Annotated in this window: 14 protein-coding genes; 10 read left to right on the top strand and 4 right to left on the bottom strand. The window is 28.9% G+C overall.

Going from position 1 to position 21,076, the window contains the following annotated elements:
• Positions 1 to 8: 8 nt before the first annotated feature.
• Together MDIS_RS01930 and MDIS_RS01925 are read right to left on the bottom strand one after the other, a co-directional pair.
• Entirely contained in the window at positions 9 to 1,625 is a 1,617-nt protein-coding gene (locus tag MDIS_RS01930) for a HinT-interacting membrane complex lipoprotein P60 (protein ID WP_240532175.1), read from the bottom strand.
• On the bottom strand, positions 1,626 to 3,734 hold the full coding sequence (locus MDIS_RS01925) for a HinT-interacting membrane complex protein P80 (protein ID WP_044635408.1): 2,109 nt from the start codon (positions 3,732 to 3,734) through the stop codon (positions 1,626 to 1,628). It abuts the gene before it with no gap.
• A gap of 173 nt (positions 3,735 to 3,907) precedes the next feature.
• Between MDIS_RS01925 and MDIS_RS01920 the strand changes: the two genes are divergently transcribed.
• From MDIS_RS01920 to MDIS_RS01900, 5 genes are all read left to right on the top strand, one after another.
• Positions 3,908 to 5,251, top strand: coding sequence for an HAD-IIB family hydrolase (locus tag MDIS_RS01920; RefSeq protein WP_044635407.1), 1,344 nt, complete (start codon positions 3,908 to 3,910; stop codon positions 5,249 to 5,251).
• A gap of 20 nt (positions 5,252 to 5,271) precedes the next feature.
• Complete coding sequence (locus MDIS_RS01915) at positions 5,272 to 6,240, top strand: hypothetical protein (RefSeq protein WP_044635406.1); 969 nt, start codon at positions 5,272 to 5,274, stop codon at positions 6,238 to 6,240.
• 36 nt (positions 6,241 to 6,276) lie between these two features.
• Positions 6,277 to 7,302, top strand: coding sequence for a hypothetical protein (locus MDIS_RS01910; RefSeq protein WP_232034190.1), 1,026 nt, complete (start codon positions 6,277 to 6,279; stop codon positions 7,300 to 7,302).
• 70 nt (positions 7,303 to 7,372) lie between these two features.
• The gene (locus tag MDIS_RS01905; RefSeq protein WP_044635405.1) at positions 7,373 to 7,861 is read left to right on the top strand and encodes an NfeD family protein; all 489 of its coding nucleotides are present in this window, start codon (positions 7,373 to 7,375) and stop codon (positions 7,859 to 7,861) included.
• Positions 7,862 to 7,883: 22 nt separating this feature from the next.
• Complete coding sequence (locus MDIS_RS01900) at positions 7,884 to 8,798, top strand: SPFH domain-containing protein (protein WP_044635404.1); 915 nt, start codon at positions 7,884 to 7,886, stop codon at positions 8,796 to 8,798.
• A gap of 500 nt (positions 8,799 to 9,298) precedes the next feature.
• On the opposite strand, the gene MDIS_RS01895 is transcribed toward MDIS_RS01900, so the two are convergent.
• On the bottom strand, positions 9,299 to 11,602 hold the full coding sequence (locus MDIS_RS01895) for an ATP-binding cassette domain-containing protein (RefSeq protein WP_044635403.1): 2,304 nt from the start codon (positions 11,600 to 11,602) through the stop codon (positions 9,299 to 9,301).
• 554 nt (positions 11,603 to 12,156) lie between these two features.
• Complete coding sequence (locus tag MDIS_RS04260; RefSeq protein ID WP_157757339.1) at positions 12,157 to 12,312, bottom strand: hypothetical protein; 156 nt, start codon at positions 12,310 to 12,312, stop codon at positions 12,157 to 12,159.
• Positions 12,313 to 12,657: 345 nt separating this feature from the next.
• Between MDIS_RS04260 and MDIS_RS01890 the strand changes: the two genes are divergently transcribed.
• The 5 genes from MDIS_RS01890 to MDIS_RS01870 are packed head-to-tail and all read left to right on the top strand — an operon-like array spanning position 12,658 to position 21,058.
• Positions 12,658 to 15,480 (top strand): OppA family ABC transporter substrate-binding lipoprotein, encoded by a 2,823-nt coding sequence (locus tag MDIS_RS01890; protein WP_052506209.1) that lies wholly within the window; start codon positions 12,658 to 12,660, stop codon positions 15,478 to 15,480.
• Entirely contained in the window at positions 15,480 to 16,526 is a 1,047-nt protein-coding gene (locus MDIS_RS01885) for an ABC transporter permease (RefSeq protein WP_044635401.1), read from the top strand. Before MDIS_RS01890 ends, MDIS_RS01885 begins: the two co-directional genes overlap by 1 nt.
• Positions 16,513 to 17,670, top strand: a complete 1,158-nt coding sequence (locus MDIS_RS01880; RefSeq protein WP_044635400.1) for an ABC transporter permease — start codon at positions 16,513 to 16,515, stop codon at positions 17,668 to 17,670. Before MDIS_RS01885 ends, MDIS_RS01880 begins: the two co-directional genes overlap by 14 nt.
• On the top strand, positions 17,670 to 18,719 hold the full coding sequence (locus tag MDIS_RS01875) for an ABC transporter ATP-binding protein (protein WP_044635399.1): 1,050 nt from the start codon (positions 17,670 to 17,672) through the stop codon (positions 18,717 to 18,719). Before MDIS_RS01880 ends, MDIS_RS01875 begins: the two co-directional genes overlap by 1 nt.
• Positions 18,719 to 21,058, top strand: a complete 2,340-nt coding sequence (locus MDIS_RS01870; RefSeq protein WP_044635398.1) for an ATP-binding cassette domain-containing protein — start codon at positions 18,719 to 18,721, stop codon at positions 21,056 to 21,058. Before MDIS_RS01875 ends, MDIS_RS01870 begins: the two co-directional genes overlap by 1 nt.
• Positions 21,059 to 21,076 lie beyond the last annotated feature (18 nt).

Here is a 21,076-nt window from a genome sequence, read left to right as displayed (position 1 = left end):
TTATTTTATTATTGAACTTTAACAATTTTATCTTTTGATTCAACTTTATAACCAATTGATTCAAAAAAGTTTTTCGCATCACGATAAATTCCAGTTTCATCGGCTAAATATAACGAATATGCAAGTTTTGTTTTTTGTTCGTTAGTATTTCAAGGGGTATTATCGAGTGAAAAGTAAGCCTGTTTAGAATTTGAATCTTGAATAATTTTATCATATAGTGGCGCTAATTTATTAACATATTTAATTGAAATTTTTGATAAATCAGCTAAGGTAGTCGGAATTCCGTCGCTAATTTTTGGCAGATCTTCCCCGCCTGGTTTGATTTCAGGATTATAATATGCCTTTTTTTCGTCCCAACTAACATCGACATTGTAAAAATATTTCGCCGAATTCAGACTAATTTCGACAATTACACTAACGGCAAATTTATTAGCATCGTTGTCTCTTGTCGGAATTACGCTTTTAATTTTATATGTCGCACCAGCAACGCTGCCATCATTTTTAATTTCAAAGTCAGAAATTTCTGCTTTATCTTTTGTTTTTTTACGGTCAAAACTTGCTTTTAGTTCAACGGGAAAAATTTTCGCTTTGTTAATTAATTGAAAATTTTTAATTTGTTCAGCGGATCAAATCAAATTAGTTTGCGGATCAAAAAACCCCGATTTAACCTCGCCGTGATTACGTAAGTCGTTAAATTGGAAACTAAGATCGCCTAAATTAGCGTTATGACGGTATAAAATTCCCGAATATCCGAGTAAATTTGCCGTATCCAGTTTGTCATTTTTTGCTAGTCTTTCAAAGTCTTGCTCTTTTCTTGTTAGTTTTGAACTAATATTTTCGCTTCGCAAAAGGTTGTTAAATGAGTTTGTATCTTTGACTTTTAACTGACTAAAAGTGCTAATACTACTTTGATCATTTGATTCAAATTGTCAAACTTGTACTGGATTTTTTGTCAACATTAAGTGAATTAAGAAAAAATCTGGTGAATTTGGGTCAATATTTTGAAAAATTTGTCTAGTGTTAAACGAAGAACGACTTGAAATTCCATCTTTGTAAATTTGTGAGTCTTTAATTAAATTAGGTTGATCAAGTTGGATAAGATAGAATTTTACTAACAACATTTTATTAACAATTTGCGCAATTCCAGTCGCGAAATTTTGGTATAAAATGATAAAACCTTGATCGTTGAAAAGTTTATTATAACCACTTTGGGCAGAAAGGGTGGCAAAATCGTTAGTTGAAAGGACGTTTTTGTTTTGCAATTCGGAAATTAACTTTAAAGTAAAAGTCGGATCAAGACTAATTTGGTATTTTTGGTAAAAATCGAAGGCGTTTTTTGCCTCCTTAAAAAATTCGGAGTTAGTATTTTGAAATTGAACTGTTAAATTCGAGTCACTAGATTTGAATGCGTTTTCCTGTAAAATATTTTCCACAAAAGCGTTTTCAACGTAATTTTTTACATCATTTGAACTTAATTTTCGATCTTCCTCGGCTCGCTCTGATGTATCAACATTAACAACACAAGAAACAAAACTAAAGAAAGAAAAATTTAGAGATAAAAAAAATAACGATTTATATCAAAATTTCTTCTTTTTTAATAGGTTTTTCACAAATTTTCCTTTCAATTAACGGTTAAAATTAAACAAACTTTCAAGATTATCAATTATTGCTTGACGAAGCTCTTTCCCTGAATTCGCCCTTAACTCTCAACGCTCTTTTTGATTATTATACCAAAAATCAGCGTTTAAATCATTTAAAGTAGCATTCGAAATATAATCTTGTAATTTACGGTTAATTTTTAAAACTTGATCAAGAATATAAAAATTTAAATAATTAGTTGATGACTGAACAATTGAAGTTAAAAATTCGTTTTTTTCTTGTTGCGAGTTAGTTTTTTTCAATGCTAACAACTGATTTTGGTAGTCAGGATCCCCAATTAACAAAGCTTGAATGAAATCATTATTGGAGATATCAGCAAAAAGTTGATTAAGATTTATTGTTGAATTTTGTTTAGAATCAACTTGATTATTAGCACTTAATTGTAACTGTTTTTTAACAATTTCGTTAAACTGTCCAAGGTTAGAAATTTTATTAATCGCAAGAACTTTTATTCCTTTAGAATCAAGGGCAACATTTAAATCATCACGTATTTTATAGACTAATTTTACTCTGGTATCATTTTCGCTTGCGCCAAAAGTTTCTAAAAATGCTTTCCCTGCATCTTTTAATTGATTATCAGATAAACCTTGAATAAATGTTTTTAACCTTTCGTTTAACGATTTAATTTCGCTAATTGGTTTTGAATTTAGCGAGCTTGGCTCAACTAATAAACTTGGATTGTTTTTAAAAACTAAAAGTTTTAATTTTTCAAATAAAACTTTACTAAAAAGCTTTGAATTTGTTTGATAATTTGTGATGTTGCCCAAAAAAGGAAAAATATAACCTGCTTCGTTACTACTTAAAATTTGGTTTAATGATGCAATTGGCAACTTACCAAAAACAGTGGCGTTTTGCTTGTTTTTTTCATAATTGACTGTTGATAGCAAGATTTTATCCTGGTTATTTTGCTCAACATCGTTAGAATTTCCGCCTTTAAATTGCTCAATTAGTTCAAGATTGTTGCTAACTTTAACTGCAGAAATTGAATTTGAACTTGTTTTAAGAATTTTATAAGTTAAAAGTTCTTCAAGTGTTTGTTTTGTAAGTTCTCAAGGCGCTTTTGCATCTTTGTTATTTGGTTTTGCGTTAACACTAATTTGCGAAATTTCAAAAAAATTGAAATTTCCTTTCAAAGGCGCTTTTGCATCAAAATAAATTTCGTTAATTATTTTTTCAGGATTCATATATTCCTTAATATACGAATTACTAAGGAAAGCAACGATTTTTTGCTCTTTTAGATTTTGATTTTGCCCCGTTCTACTAATGTTTGGACTAAAACCATTTTTGCCAATTTCAATTAATCCCTGAAATAATTTATCACCTTTTTTATAGACAACTTTCCCTTTTTCATCTTTGATATCATCTTTTAAAACACGATCTTCGATATCGCTTTTAGTAAAATTTTTATTAAAACCAAGTTTAAATCGTGCAAAAGCAATATCACGGGCATTTTGAATTGTAAGCGCGTTCACTGCTTGTTCAAAATTAACGGCATTGTTGAAACGAGAATCAGAATTTAAGTATTTGTTAAATTCTGATTCTCAATTGTTAAAACCAAAAGTTCTTTGATAACGACTTCGTTCATCTTGTAAATATTTTTTTTGTGACTCACGGATTTCATCAAATGATTGCAAAGTAAAACGTCGTGAATTGCCGACAGTTTTATCAGAATTTGAATTTTCTCAGGCTGCTTGAAATACTTTTGATGCTTGATATTCTTGATTATAAAGAAATTCAATTAAATATTTTTGGGCTTCCTGTAAATTATCACGTTGCTTTGAGTGGGTTGAACGAAAAACGCTTAATAAATCTTCGACTTTAAGATTTTTACTTTTCTTTGGTGATTTAAGATCAACTATTTCAGTTTTTGGATCCCTTTTATTTAAAAAATTTTTATTGACATTCGAATAATATAACGGTATCCCAACCCCTAATCCAATTACGGTCAAAAAACCGACTGTTGCAATAAGCGAGATTCAAACTTTTTTCTTTTTTACAGTTTCTTTTGCTGATTTATTACCCTTTATATCGGAATTTAGATTGGCAATTTTTTGAAATATATTCTGCTTTTTCATAAAGATAAAATCCTTAATTTGGTTTGAACCATAAATTATATTATAATGTTAGGTGATTTAAAGTTAATTTTTGGCAACAAAAAAAGTAATTGTTAAAATTAAATAGTAATTTTACCACTTTTTTAGATAATTTTATATAATTTATTGTTAAAATATTAAAATTTGAGTTAATTATGCTATATAAAATTGGTTTTTTTGACCTTGATGGTACCCTTTTGGATATTGGTCGGGGCAGGAATGCGAAAATATCCGAAAAAAATCGCCAATCACTAAACAAATTAGCTAAAAATTGTATGGTTGTGATTTCAACAGGTCGAAAGTTCACCTCCGAAGTCGCAATCATTGGACAAAAAATTTCGGCAAAATTTTATGTTTGCCAAAACGGTGCACAAATTTTTAATGAAAATTTTAAATTGCTTTTCGAAGCGACGATTGATGCCGAAATTGTTAATCAAATTGTATTTTTAGTTAAAAAGTTCAAATTTATAATTTCTTTTAATTCAAAAATTTTTTATTCAAAAAATTTTCTTGTTAAATTTTTAGCTAAATTTTCAAAAAATTTTCAATTTAAATCAATTAACGAAATTTTTGTTCCTGAAAAAGTTAGAAAAATTTTAATTTTATCACCTTGTGTTTTTAAAATTAAGAAAATAAAATATATTCTAAAAAAAATGTTTTCGCAATATATTGAAATTTCAACAATAAATCAAGGTTATGCAATTGAAATTACCGACATTCAAGCTTCGAAAGGTAAAGCTGTAGATTTTATTGCTAAATTTACAAATGTGTCTTTAAATCACACATTTCACATTGGCGATTCAGAAAATGACATTTCTACAAAAAACTTTGTAAAAACATTAATTATAATGAAATCAGCAAAGAAAAAAATTAAAAAAATTGCACACTTTGTTGGCTATAGACGTAAACTTGGTGGTGTTGCTAAATCTTTGGAAAATCTAATTTTTCGTCCAAAATCGGTTGCAGTTGTGGGTTATTATGCCAGTGGTAAGACAACTTTTTTGAAAAACATTGAAAAATCAGGTTATTCTGTTTTATATACCGACGATTTTTTTGCTAATTGTTATTCAACTAACGGCAAATGTTTTGAAGCGATTAAAGAAATTAGAGCTGATTTTGTTAATGAAAATTACCTTGACAAAAATAAGATTCGCGATTTTATGTTAGAAAATGAAGGAAACCGCAATCTAATCGAAAAAACGGTATATCCATTTTTGGAAGAACATTTAAGTAAAAATCATTACCATTTTGTAGAAATACCTAATTTATGGACGGAAAATGCCAATTTTTTGCAATTTTTCTCAAAAGTAGTTTGAATTAAAACTTCTAAAAAGCAACAACTTTTAAACATTGAAAATAAAAAAGTCAAAAATAGTGTTTCACATAAAAATCAAGCGTTAAATTCAAATAAAATTAAATTTTATGATGTCAAAATCTCCCATCGGAAATGGAAAAAACGACATTTTTTCACAAAATTTTTTCACAAAATTTTTAAATAATAATAAAATTTCTAAATACTATGCAGCTTTATTTTGTAACATCCAGTTCTAATTTTAGTCAAAATGATTTAAACAATTTATTATATTTTTACCTTCCGATCGTCAAGCATAAATGTTTCAGTCTTTTTCATTATTTTTTAACCATTAAAAATCTTGGTGAGACGGTAAATTATACGTTTTTAGAAAATGTTTTTAAAATTGGTATTGAAGAATTTCACAAAAATCGTGAAATTTTAGAATCTCTGAATTTAATTGAAACACTCTATGATTCTAGTGAAAAAAAATACTTTATTAATCTAAAAACCCCTTTAAATTCAAGTCAAATTGATAAAAACCCTTATTTAAAGTCGCTGATTTCCGATGAAATCAGTTTAGAAACTTACTCAAATCTAATGCTGCGGTTTAAAAAAAAGTTAAAAATTAGCAAAAACAGTCAAATTGATACAACAAATTTTTATAATCTTTCTAAAAAATTTTACGAAATTTTTGGACTAAACAAGGAAAATACCACCAATATTATTAACTTTCCTGAAAATTTTGATAATAAAACCGCAAAAGAGGAATTAAATTTTGAAGATTATCATTTATATCTAACAAAAAAATTAATTAGACCGCGCACTCGTAATTTGCTATATGCCTATCAGAATGAAAAAAATTTTTCAAATTATGCAATTAATAGCGTAATTGAGTATTCCTACAAAGTCAATAATGACATCGTTTTTAATTATATGAAGAAAATTCTTGATGACTTATGGAAAGATGAAATTATTAAAGGTTCTGATGTCGATCTTGAACTTAATGAAATTTTTAAATTAAAAATAAAAAATAGCGAAAAGCAACTTAATTCAAAGGTTAAAAATACTCTAAAAAACAATATCCAAATAAAAATAAAACCAATTTCAAAATCATTAGATTCAAAACAGCGAAAAAATTCAGTTGATAATAATTGAATTTTTAACGAATTAAACTCAGGTGAAGGTTGACTTTAGAACGTTAAATTAAAATAATTAAAGAAAAACAAACCTATGAACACAAGCAAAATTAAAACAAAAAAAAATATTAATCAAAGAAAAAATAAAAATCTAGTTAATCCTAGTTCATTGTCAAAATTAGAAAAAAAAACGAATTCCAACGCGGATTTATTAGATGATTTCAATAAAGAAAAAAACGACCTAGATAAAAAAGGGTGAATATCTAGCGATAAAAGTAATATTTTAGGATCCGTTATAACTAAAAGTGAACCAATAAAAGTTGGCAATCAAAAGGAAAAATATCTTGACTTTAGTTACAAAACTGCATTAAAAAATCCAATTTTTTCAAAATGAATTAAAAAATATGCAATTACTGAAAAAGAATTTAGAGAAAATATTGACCTTTTTTGACTTTCGCTTCAATATTCAACTAAGCCTAATTATAAATATGAAATTATTCGTAATTTTTTTACTAACAAACTTGCTAGTAAAATCGTTTTTCTCTATGATGAAAATGAAAATAAAAAAGAAAAATGAACCGATTTTTTCCTTTTACCCGAAATAAGTCTTGCAAATGTTGAAGATTTTGTCCACTTTTTCCTTGAAGACAAACCAAAGTCTAAAATAGTTTTGCCGCTAGATCTTTATAAGGATTCGTTTAAAAAATTAACAAAAGAAAATAAATTAATTTATTTCGAAGGTGGCGATAGTTTTCTGCGTTATGCGATTTTAAAGTCTTTTGCGATTATTTTTGCAAAAAATTCAAAAAAAGTCGGCTTTTTTAACCTTTCAGATATTTGCCGTTTTGTCTATGAAAATAAAGTAAATTTAACTGATAAATTAAAAAATATTGAAATATTAATTATTGAATTTGACTTAATTAATAATTATACAACTCCTTTTTTCCCCGAACTTGGTAATGTTTTGGCTGATCGAATAATTTCGGAAAAATTAACTTTTTTAGGTTTTGATGCAAACTTTAACTTACAACAAAATAATGAAAAAATTCTTAAAATAATTGAACATTATGGTTATCAAGACCAGATCTGAATTAATCTAGAAAATGACAAGCAAGTTTAACTAATAGTAGTTTTGTGCTATAATTTATAATGTATTTTTTTATAATTTTGCATTAGAAGGTAGAAAAATTGTGAATTTAGATGATATTAGTCAAGTTATTATTCTAATAATTTGAATTTTAGTAATTTCAACTTTTGTTCTAGTCGAATTATTCACAACTGGAATTTGATCAGGACTTGCAAGTGTTGCGGCAATTCCTTCTTTGTTAATTACAATTTTTACTAACAATAGTTATTGAATTATTCTAATTGAGTTTTTAATTTTCCCAATTTTAGTCCTAATTTTATACTTGACAATTTATAGAATATTGAAGAAAAAATTGGAAAAATTAAACAAAAATACTGGAAATTTGCAAGAGTTACTTAGACAAAAATTAGGTTTTGTACATTTTGAAACAAATGAATATGGTGTTGGTGAAAATCGTTTAGGTCAAGTTAATGTTGAAGGTAAGATTTACCGTGCTTTTTCGATTCCAGGCGAAGGTTTAATCATAAAAGATACAAAAATTCAGGTAATTGAAGTTAAAGGAAATGTTTTGTATATCAAAAAATATAAATAGATGAAAATTGGAAGGTTAAAATATGTCACAATCAACACAAGTAATTTTGTTTATTATTCTTGGAATTATAATAATTTTCATTGTTTTTAGTTTAATTTTGTCGATTAAAATTATTCAGCAATCCGAATTTGCTGTTGTAACAAGAATTGGAAAATACAAAAAAACACTTAATAACGGTCTTAATTTTATTATTCCTTTTATTGATAGAATTATCAAACGTGAAAATTATAAAGAGAAAGTTCTTGATTTTCCCGAACAAGATATAATCACAAAAGATAATGCAGGAATTAAAGTTGATACTGTTGTTTATTTACAAATAACCGACCCAGAAAAGTTTGTTTTTGGTGCTGAAAATCCAATGCGAGCAATTGAAAATTTAGCTGCAACAACTCTCAGAAATCTTCTAGGGGAGTTGGAATTAGATGAAACTCTAACTTCGCGAGATACAATTAATTCAAAACTAACCTATATTTTGGACGAAGCTTCTGATCCTTGAGGGCTTAAAGTTCATCGGGTTGAGATAAAAAATATTATCCCGCCGCGTGATATTCAAAGCGCAATGGAAAAACAAATGCGGGCTGAACGTGAAAAAAGAGCAAATATTCTTGAAGCTGAAGGTCAAAAACTCGCACTTGTTTTAAAGGCTGAAGGTGAGAAAGCATCAGAAATTTTAAAAGCTGAGGCAAAAAAACAGGCACAAATTTTAAACGCTGAGGCGATAAAAGAAAGTGAAATTTTGGAAGCCGAAGGTCAAAGACAAGCGATAAACCTTTTAAATGAGGCAAATTTAAATCCACAAATTCTTACTTACAAATCACTTGAACAACTTGGAAAATTAGCAAACGGACAAGCAACAAAAATAATTTTACCGCCAAATCTTACAGATGTTGCTAAAACAATGGCAGTTGCATCTGAAATGTTCAAGGAAAACAGTTAATTTTCTAATTTTTTAACTCTTATCTACATCAAAAAAGATGCTGTAAATTACAGCATCTTTTTTTGCTTTGTAAAATAAACTTTCTCTGTTTAATTTGAATTTTAAACACCAATTCTAAAAGATGCTATAAATTCAGGCATCTTTTTTGATTTTTAGCAAATGTCAATAGCAATTTTATGTTCTATTTCGTGTAAACCCGTTTGAATTTTAGCCCGTATGAGACGGTTTTCGATGTTTCTATGACCAAAAACCCATTAAATTAGTGTTGTACAAGCGTAATTTTTGTTGTAATTTTTTTTAAAAACTAGATGAATTTTGTTATTTAATGTAAAATAACAAAATAAAGCGTTACTAAAATAGAAAAATTTTCATCCTTAAAGTTATAACTAAATAACAAAAAAATAGCATAACTTGATTAGCAAAAGAAAAAATTGGAAATATTACCTAAAATAAAGCAATATTTCCAATTTTAAATTGCAAAATTTTAAAAACTAATCGTCCTATCTTAACAACTGCTGTGTTGTTTTTTTGTAAGTAATTAACGACATTAGCACGTAAATTAAGATAAAAACTGTCGATAATCCTGTTCATGAAAACAACAAAATTAGCGATAAATGATACTGTGAAGCCGCGGGTAATTCGCTACCAACAATAAGAACATGTATTGATTCCATTGCGGGAAAAATAATCACAAAACTAAGTGCTAGAACAACAATTGATATTAAAATAATATTGAGCGTATGATAAAAAAGTGTTAATAAAGTTGATCCGCCAAGGGCTTTTAAAATTCCGATCATCTTTTGTTTTGACTCAGAAATTGTTTTTGCATAAACAAGAATAAAAGCAATTAGAATAATTACGAAAATGATAAAAACGGCAAATGTAACTTTATTAATAATTGCAATTATTTCTAATGATTGACTCGTTATTACACGAATTAAATTCGAAGGTGGAGTTATTTTTAGATCAAATTTAGCAATTTTTGCTTCTGAGTCAAGTTCGTTATTTTCATCCGTAGTTGTCAAATATGTCGCTAGTTGTGCTGGTTGATAACGATTATAAAACTCTTTTGCATCGCGGTGATAATATAATTCTGAAATTGGCGATTCAAAAATACCAACAACAACAAGATTAAACTTTTGATCTAAAGGCGAGACTGTCTGAATTATATCACCAACTTTTAACTTATATTTTGCATTTAAATCCACGGCTGTAGTTGAAATCAAAATTTGATCAACTTTTTTTGCGATGTTTCCAGTAATTAATTTTAAATTTTCTGGTTGTGCTTTTGCGCTTTTAAGTTTAATCGTAAAAGGAATTAGTGCCGAAGTTTGCTGGTTTTCATTAGGGATATAAGAGTTAATTTCTTTAAAAAGTTGTTGATTTTCGTACTTTTTTGCCAAGTTTTCATTTTTAATTACTAAATTTTCCAAGTTTAGAATTGTTTCTGTGGCAATAAACGAAGGAAAAGTAATTAAATTAAAACTGTTATTTATTTTACTAACTGAACTTTTAATTCCGTGGTTAATCCCAACGATTTTTAGAGGAATTTTATTCTTAACATCTTGAATTTCTTTCACTGTTCCGTGCGTTAAATAAATTGTTTGTCCAATTGGGTTTTCAATTTTTAATTTTTCTGCCGTTGAATTTGAAAGAATAATTTCGTTTGCGTTCTCGATAAATCGACCTTCAAAATTAACAATATCATTCTCGATTCGATTTTTGAAAAAATCGTTAATCTCGATTTGATCTACTGAATCTAGACTAACCTTACGATTTTCATAATAAAAATTCATATTTGCGGTTGAACGCATCGGCACAATTGTATTAACTGATTCAAAACTGCCAATTTGACTAATTTCATCTTGATTAAAAGCTGCTTTTGATTTTTTTTCAATTAAATTTTTATCAAGTGATAAAGTATATTTTTGCTGCCGACTAACTTTTTCTGTTCCTAAATTTAGTTCAAATGCAAAGCTAATCGAAAAAATTGCCGCTAAAAAGGCGATTACAATTAAAATTGTTAATGTAATTTTTTTACTAATATCAGCGATTACAAAAATTGGTGAAATTCGCAATTTATTTTTAAATTGAAAAATTTTTGAAACTTTTTTTGACTTTGATGTTGGTAAATTTTCTAAATCTTGAATTTTTTCTGGTAAATCTTCGTTAAATTTTTGAACAATTGGCTGCTGACCTTTTTGGAGAAAAATAATTTGGTCAGCATATTTTTTGACCATCTCGATATTATGACTAATCACCACAATTGTGTGATTTTTTGACATTTGCTTGATTTTTTCAAAAATAATTAACTCATTTTCCTTATCAAGTGATGCTGTTGGTTCGTCAAATAAAATAAATTCAGATCCACGATTAAGTGAACGCAAAATTGAAATCCGTTGTTTTTCACCACCTGATAAATCTTCCATTTTTGTTTTAAAAATGCTTTTTTCTAAATTCAGAAAATTTGCATTTTTACTGAATTCTTCCTGTTTAAAACTATGGCCTAAAATATTAGTTCCAATGCGAACATTATCAACTGCGGAAATATTATCGATTAGGTTAAAATCCTGGAAAACAATATCAACATTTGGTTTTTTTATTTGCTTTTGGTTTGCATCAAAAAAGGAAATTTGTCCACTATCGGCATTGGTAATTTTTGCGATAATATGCAAAAGTGTTGTTTTCCCAACTCCAGACTGACCCGAAATAAAAGTTAATTTATTTGAGGGAATATCAACACTAATATTATCTAGAATTAATTTGGTACCAATTTTTTTAGTAACATTACGAATTTGAATCATTTTTACTCTCAAGGCACTAATTTTTAGATAAATAACCTTATATTTTAATACAAAAACGCATTTTTATTATCTTTTTAGGTTACCGTTAGTTTGTAAATTATTTAAAAACAGTGATAATTTTGTTCATTTTCAAGTAAAATTAATCTAAAATTAAAAATTTTAATTCTAAAAGTTAAAAACTAAATTTTAATAATTGCGAATAAATGAAAATACTGAAATAAGCTAGAATTAATTAACTGAATTTATATATTTTTTTCTTTTTTGAAAAAATTTACATAAAATTTTCTACTAAATAATAAATTTTACAATTCAGTTTCACTACTTTTTGTGGTATAATTAAAAAAGACTATCTTCATTATTGTCAATTAGTTAGGAAAATGAGAGACATTATTATTTTTAAATATTTTTAAAACAAATTTTTATCATTTTTTATTCTCCAAAATTATGAAAATTTTTTGAGCAGCGAATTGTTCAAAATGAGAATTTGGGTTCAAATATGGAAGAGAACTTTGCATTCTAGTTTTATTATATCATTTAACAAATGAGTTGATTTTTTAATGAGCATCTTCAAGGTTTTCAAAAATTTTACCTTCAACATTCAAGTATTTTCTTTGTAAAATAGCACAAAAGTATTCAACCGGGCGGTTTGCAAGCGCGTTTCCTTTTGTGTGTTGTTTTTTTTGACTTACGTGGTGTTTTATTTTTACCACGTGTGCTAATTAATCCTTTCACGTCATAATTATAATACTTTTTTTGTCAGTTTTGAATTAAATAAGTAACCTAAAAAATTTTACTTTTTTTCAAAAAATGGTATAATTCCAGACAGGGAAAAAAATGCAAACGAAAATCACTACTAAATATATGGGGAATATTGACATTATTAAGAAGAATAATGTCAATATTTTTACTTATTTAGATAGTAGTTTTTCCTTTGATTAGATCAAAAAGTTAGTTAGAGGTCAAAAAATAAAAACTACTATCAAAAATTAATTGATAGTAGTTTTTATTTTTTTAAGAAAATACAAAAGCAAAATTTTTAAAAGAGGAGAAAAATGATGAAAAAACTAAAAAAAATTTTAACCTTTTCAATCCCAAGCACTTTTACTCCATTTACTTTATTATCCTGTGTTGTTCAACCCGCTTGAGAGCGGCAGGAGCTAAATGCTAATTTCAACGTTGCAACTTCTTCGCCGGGGGCTTTCAAAGTTGGTTTTAACACTTTTGCTTGACCAAGCCGCCAGGATGACTACCATGTTAATTCTTTTCTTGTCCAAACTGTCTATGAAAATAATTTAGAGATTGAAAAAAGTGGTATTAGCGAGGAATCTAAAACAAAAAAAGATAAATCTTTTAACTATGAAATTAGCTCGCCTAGTTATTCTTATAATGCTTTTGTAAATCTAAAGGCAATTTTGCTAGTCGATCAAGACGGAACAGAACATCTATTTGATAGTGACGATCACGAAATTGGCTATCTAGAAAAAGGGCAGAAAGCAAAATCTTTAGTAATTCAACTTGGATCTAATAATAAAAAATCAATAAATTCTGATTTTTTCAAGAAAACACTTGAATCTGCAAAAAAAATGCAGTTTTTTCTAAAAGATAATATTCCCTGAGTTGACTATCTTGGAAATCCAAGTGGTTTTTATGTAAAACCAGAAGATTATTTCTACGGATTTCGTGCATCTCGACTTTCAGAACCTGCTTATCGCGCCCGTTTTGGCGGGAGTCTTGAAATTGATAAAATGGCTCAAGAAAAAATTCCAAACTTTGATCCAAAATCCAGTTATTTTACCAACACAATTTCCAATTTTTACCTTTTAGATTTATTCGGACTTGATACAGCTAATTTTGATAAAGAAGATAAATATATTCAAGAATATCAAGGTAGTTTTTCAGATTACAAAGGTAAGAAAGCCCTTAGTTTTGAAAAAGGCACTACAAAAGATAAAGTATTTCTTAGCGGTTTCTTTGATAAAATTGTCCTTGCTGGAATGTTGCGGCCAATTCCTTCAGATTTTATTAATAAAAGAAATAAAGAAACTGCAACTGAAAAAGATGGAATCCTCCAAGGGCGTTTTGGTGAAACAGGTGATGCCCTTAAATTTGGCGCTTATTGGTATGGTGAAGATTTTAAAAAAGATATGCTATTTAATTCACCTTATACAATTACAGTTTGGGATCAACATTTACAAAGTTGAAAAATAAACAAGCATTATCCGCGAACAGATTGGCAAAAAATTTTACCTTATACTTTCAAAAAAATTAACTTTAATTATTCAAAATACAGTTCGCCCTCAGCTTTTGAAAGTTCAAAGTTTAACTCTTATCGTGAGGGAACATTAATGACCGTTGGATTTGATTCGCTTAATGAATCACAGAAAAATCTTGTTGCCGCCGATCAGAAAAAATATGGTTGAACACTTCAAAGAGCTGAGACAAAAAATTCTTTACATAAATGGTATTATTCACTTTTAGTTCCTGGGTCATTAAAACAGGAATTTCGGCCTGAAACTGGAGTGAATTTTGATGAAAATTATTATGGTTTTAATAATAATTTTGCTAAACTGAATTATGGCGTTTCTTTATCTGAACTTGCAAGTGGGAAAGCAAAAGTTATTGAAAATCTCGTTTCAGGTCCTAGTCTTGAATTCCGTCAGATAATTGCAAATGCTTTTAATTTATACACAACTGCACAGACGATTTCTAGTCAGGCACTTGCTTGGTATAATTTTATTGCCCCTGATAATAAAATAAATTCAAGTCCAACATCTAAAACTGCTCGTGATTATTATAAAGAAGCAAATACTATCAAACTAGTTGATTCTGAAGGTAAGGTTTACTACCAAAAAGATCCTGAAACTGAAAAACAGCAAAATTTTGCCAACGTAAATAATGCCCAGAAGCAATTTCAAACTTCAAATTTTGAAGTTTTAAAAGCAAGAATGAAAAAATTGCTTGATAAATTTTATGCTGATAATAAATTATCGGCTAATGAAAAAGTTTCCTGAACTAGTCATAGTTTTTATACTAATACTCCTCAAAGAAATATTGCCGCAATTGAAGAAGCCGCTAAGGCTATTGAAAGTTTGGATCCCCGTCTTGAAATTAAACTAATCTGACCAATTACCGATCTTACAAAAAGAACCAATTACTTACTTACCAAAACTGGTGGACTTGATTATGGTGGCTGAGGTTATGATTATAACGGTATCGGTTCAGTTTTAGATGGTAGAATTCAAAAAAACGGCATTGGATACGCCTTACTTTCAGCAATTTATGCAAAAGGTGAAAATTCTGAGATTGCAAAATCTTATCCACAAATTTATAAATATGCAGTTGCAGCTAAAAAACATTTTGATAAATATGCTCAAAAAGGATATATCCGTAAATTTGAAGAATGAAAAGATGCTACAAATTCGCCTGATTTTGGGGCTGATGACCAACATATGTCCCCTGATTTAGTTAATTTTTTCATTGGTAGTGTTATCGAAACTCAAGATCCGAAAAATCCAGGTAAAAAAATTAAAAAATGGAAAAGTTTTGTTGATGTTCTAAATGAGAAAAATCAAGGAAAAAGTGAAGAAATAGTTTTTGATTTTTATGCTGAATCGGCAATTTTCAATCTTAGTTATCAAGAAGAAAATAATGACCAAGATTTAATTCAATTAAGTTCTGAGTTGAGTTCCCTTTTATCTCCAGGTCTAAACGATCTTTTACAAGTTTCTTCTTCTACCCCTTATGTCTTTCTTCAAAATCCAAATATTATTGCACCTAGAGCTAGCGATACTTATGGCGATTATGTTCCACCTGATATGATTTTTATCAAACCTTTAATGGAAAAAGCAAAAAAAGCTAATGAAATAGGAGATAATTAATGGTCATAAAATATTTTTTCAAACGGCTTGGACTGGCATTGATTACTTTTTTGGCAATTTATATAATTGTCTTTATTTTATTGGCTAATTTTTCGCCCGATCCTTTTAGCGATATAATCGAATCAGGTGGAAAGGGTGTCGACCAAGCAAAAAAGATCGCTGAATTACGTGCTAAATATAATTTTGACAAACCTTCACTTGTTCGACTTGCATATTATACAGCTGATATTTTCAAAGGAAATTTTGGGTCGATTTATAAAACTGGCGAGGATGGTAAAATTCCTGATCTATTTTTTGGCCCTTTACGTTATACAATTTTAGTTTCCCTTCCTTCATTTATAATAAGTGCAACAATTGGAATAATTTTAGGAACAATTGCTGCTTATCGTCGTGATCGAATCGAAGATGCAACAATTTCGGGACTTTCAACTTTTTTTGTGGCAATCCCTTCATTTGTACTAGCGCCATTTGTAGTTTTAATTGCAATTAAAATTGGTCTTCCTTTTGAATTCAAAGATGCAAAAACTTACGGAATTAGCACATCTTTTGCCTCACTTCTACCACCAATTTTTGTATTTAGCATTACTTCAGTTGCCGGTTATGTTTTTCTTATTAGAAATCAAGTTGTTACCGTTTTATCCTCTGAATATATTCTAATTGCCAAGGCAAAAGGGCTTTCAAAACTAGACATTTTTTTCAAATATGTCCTTAAAAATGCGGCAATTCCACTTGTTCGTTCTTTGATTTTTTCTTATATTTTTCTACTTTCAGGTTCAATTGTTCTAGAACAATTCTTTAGGATTCCTGGATCTTCAAGTATTTTAGTTAATGCCGCTTTTGATGGTGAAGTTAATATTTCGATGTTTTCAATTATTTTCTTTACTTCCCTTTCTTTAGTTGTTGATATTATTGGTGATTTAGCCTATGTTTTTATGGATCCACGAATTACTTTTGGTCAAGATTCGCCAATTAGTTACTGAGCACGAATTAAAAACTGAAAACTGCGTAACTATCCAAAAAAGGAGGGAAAAAATGCTAGATCCTAAAGACTTCAATCAAAAATATAATCTATCCAAAGAGCAAATTAGTCTATTAAAACCGGCCAGTTTTCAGCAAAAACACTATCAGGCAACAGGGAAAATTACTGAACTTTGAAAAGATGCAATATTAAAATTTCTAAAATCACCAATTTCACTGACTTCACTGATTTTATTTTTTGTGATTCTAATTATTGCAATTTTTACGATCATTTTAAGCCCTTATAGCGCATCGGCTCCAATTTCCAAGGCTGATCCTTCGCTTGTTTATGAGCAACTTCCAAGTGGGTTGGGAATTATAAAAACAACAGTTTCTAGTGATATTCTTGAAAAAATCAGGTCAATTGAAGCTGATAATAAAATCAGTTTAATTTCAGGTGAAACACGCGAACTTTTTCCCAACCGTTGAGAGATTAACATAAATCCTTATGAAATAATGTCAGTTTTAGAAGGTGGGAAAAAAATTATTTCCCTTGTTGGTACAGACCAATTTGGTCGTGATATTTGACTTCGAAGTTGACAAGGAACATTAAATGCCTTGGCAATTTCGATAATAATTGCCTTGATTCAATTTTTAATTGGTATTATTTTAGGAACTTACCTTGGATTTCATATTGGAACTTGAATTGATAATATTGTCCTTCGGATCATTGACATTTTTGGTTCAATTCCCTGGATTATTATTTTTATCATTTTTATTGCAATTTGAGGACCTTATACAATTACGATAATTCTCCTTTTATCGCTAACAGGATGAACCGGGCCGACTTATCAGGCAAGGTTGTATACAATTATGGCCAAAGACGAAGAATATGTCTATGCGGCAAAAGTAATTGGAGCTTCAAAACTAAGACAGATTTATGTTCATATCTTACCAAATATTTTTGGGAAATTACTATCAATTTTTGTTGCAAGTATTTTCTCTTCAATTTCAACAATTGCTTCGCTTGCATTTTTAGGATTTTTAAAAGAAGGTCCTGATTCTAGTGCTAATTTAGGACTAATTATAAATTCATCAGTCCCACTTGCCGATAAAAATCCAATGGCACTTTTATTACCTTCAATTATTTTAGTAATTCTTGCCGTTACAAGTCGATTTATTGCAAATGGAATTCATGACGCCCTTGATCCGCGTGTAGGAGGGAGAAAATAATGGAAAATAGGGAAAAAAAGAAGATTTTGGATGTCAAAAATCTCCATGTTAGTTTCAAAACAGGACGTAAAGAATATCTTGAAGTAATTCGCGGCATCGATCTTAGTGTCTATTCAGGACAAATTGTCGCTTTTGTTGGCGAGTCTGGATCTGGAAAATCTGTTTGTTCAAAATCACTTTTAGGAATTAATAATTTTGCTAAAACTAGCGCTGATAAAATGTTAATTGACGGAATTGATGTAAAAAATTTTAAAAAAGACTATCAATGACAGCAAATTCGCGGACATAAAATTGGTTATATTCCTCAAGATCCGCTTGTTGCCCTAAATCCGACAAGAACAATTGGCAAACAATTACTAGATAGTCTAAAAAACGACTTACGATTTAAAAACAAGCAAGAAAAGAAAGACTTTTTAATCAAATTACTCGAATCTTTTGGTTTTGAATATGCCAAAGAACGTTTCGATTCTTATCCTCACACTTTATCTGGTGGGATGAAACAGCGGGTAGTAATTGCAATGGTAATCGCCGCTCAACCTTCAATTATCATTGCCGATGAACCAACAACGGCATTAGATCCAACTGTGCAATCATCAGTTTTAGCACTTTTGGATGAAATTAGACAAAAATATAAAATTGCCATCATTTTTATCTCCCATAATATTTCAATCGTGGCAAAATTTTGTGACTATATTTACGTAATGTATGCTGGACGCGTTGTCGAAAAAGGTACAAGACAAGATATTTTTACCGATCCGCGCCACCCTTATACTTGAGCACTAATTTCGGCAATTCCTGAGGGTTCAAAACAAGAAGAACTCTATACAATTAGCGGTACGCCGCCTGATCTTCGCAATTTAACGGCTGGGGATCCTTTTGCGCCGCGAAATGATTATGCTCTTGCCCTTGATTTTGAAAAAGAACCACCATTAATTCCAATTTCAAAAACTCATTCCGCCGCGACTTGATTATTACATCCTGCAGCGCCAAAAGTGGAACTAAATGAAGAATTAAAAACAAGAATTAACTTATTTAAAGAAGTGTTATAATGGAAATCGCCTTACAAACTAAAAAATTAGAAAAATATTTCACTAATAAATTCGGCACAGTTAAAGCCGTCGATGGTATTAACATTCAACTGAAAAAAGGGCAAGTTTTAGGAATTATTGGTGAGTCAGGTTCAGGAAAAACCTCGATTGGTCGCTGTCTTGTTCGCCTTTATGAAAATTTTGGCGGACAAGTCCAACTTTTAAACGAAATTATTTCTGGAAAAAAACTATCAAAAAAACAGAACCTCTTTTTGCGGAAAAATATGCAAATGATTTTTCAAGACCCGTTTTCCTCGCTTAATAAACAGAAAAATATTTATGCAATTTTAAAAGAAACACTCGTAATTAACGGGATTATTAAAGGAAAAATCGCTGATATTTTTGCCGATTGAAGGGATGTAATTTTCCATTTTGAGCGCACACTTGAAAAAAAATATCTAGAAATTGAACTGGCAATGTTAGAACAACGCAGTCAAGATTTTCAGGAATTTATCAATTTCTGAGAAGAGCAAATTAATAAAATTGAGGAAGAACTAAGACAATTTGCAACTGATAATCTCTCTGAAAATAAAATTTGGGAATTTTTTAGTCAATATTTACTTTATTTTGAAAGAAAACAAAAACTTTTTGCCAGTTCATATAATTTAGCTTATGAAAATGTCGCTAAATTATATGATTATTTTTACGAAGTTCAAAAAACTTACCGTAAAAAGGAACAAAGTAAAATCGAATTTGAATACCGAAGCGCCAAAAAAGATCTTGATGATTTTAAAGCCGAAATTAAAAAACAGAAAGCCTTTTTTATAAAAAAATTAAACGAAAAAGGACTTAATTTAAAAAAAGAAGCCCAAGATGAACTAGTAAAATTTAATAACCAAAATAATTTAGTTGTCTCATATATCTCCGAATTTCATTATGAATACAAAATTGCTAATAATAAAGCGCTTGTAACAACAGATTTAAAAAATTATTCATTTTTTAAAAAACAAGCGATAATTAACCACGAAATCGCTAAATTTCTCAATCATAGAAATGCCTTTTTATTCCAGAAAAATCTTTTTTCCTTTTTAGAAATAGCAAAAATTGAAAAATTAGTTGAAATTATTACTGATTTCAAAGAAAATTTAATTAAAAAATACCAAAATTTAACTTTTGATAAAAAAGGTGGAAAAAATTATTCAACTACAAAACAATTCCGAGAAAAGATTCGTGACGAACTTGCTAATTTGAATATTGACGAACTGAAAAAAACAGCGAAAAACAACCAAGAAATTTTTGAAAAAAAAGTAAATTTTAAGATAAAATTTTTAGAATTCAGGTATAATATATCATACAACCAAAAAAGAACCGCCCCCAATAGTCAAAATCTTGAAAAAATGAAGCAGTTAGAGTCTAAATTAGCCGAAAAAAAGGCAATTTATGAGGAAGATAAAAATCATTTTATCAAAAAATATAACCAGTGAAAAACAGAAAAAATAGAAAAAATAGTTGCTGAAAACGAAAAGTATAAAAATTTACTAGCAAAAATTAGTTTATATGACCAAAGAATTAATCAAATTCATCGACTTTTCATTTCGAAATTAGTTCACAAACCCGACTTTAATGATATCAGCAACCTGTTAAAAAGTCGATTTCTTGAAAAAATTGCTATCATTAAATCATTAGAAATTGAAAAACATAATCTAGCCCGCGTTTATAAAAACATTCAACTTTTTTACGGAATGAAAAAATTACCTTTGTTTTTTCTTCTGAAAAAATCAATTCGTAAATTTGTTTTGAGCGAATTAATTTATGAAGCTCTCGAGAGCGTTGGTCTTTTACGTTCATTTGCCTACCGTTACCCCCACGAATTTTCTGGTGGTCAACGACAAAGAATCGCAATCGCCCGTGCTTTAATCGTTGAACCCAAAGTCATTATCGCTGATGAACCAATTGCCTCGCTTGATATTTCAATTCAGGCACAAATTATAAATTTGCTGAAAAAATTAGTTAAAGAAAAAAACCTTTCATTAATTTTTATCGCTCATGATTTATCTGTTGTTGAATATATCGCTGATGAAGTTTTAATTATGCATGCGGGAAAAATTGTTGAAAAAGGTAAAACTGCTGCAATTTTCGAAAATCCAATTCATCCTTATACAATTAATTTATTAAATTCGGTGCCAAAAATTTCTAATGCTCACATCCCTTTTGCGCCAATTTTATTTAACAACAAATATTTAGAAGAGCAAAAATACCCCAATATCATTCAGGAACTCCGAGTAAACAACGATCATTTTGTCTATGGTACAAATTCGCAATTGAAGTCCTGAACTTTGAAAAAATTAGAAAAACAATAATTATTCATTTTTTCGCTT

It is taken from the genome of Mesomycoplasma dispar (assembly GCF_000941075.1).
In the GTDB taxonomy this organism is placed as follows: Bacteria; Bacillota_I; Bacilli_A; order Mycoplasmatales; family Metamycoplasmataceae; genus Mesomycoplasma; species Mesomycoplasma dispar.
The sequence above is the reverse complement of the archived record's forward strand: the minus strand, read 5'-3'. Positions and strand labels throughout refer to the sequence as shown.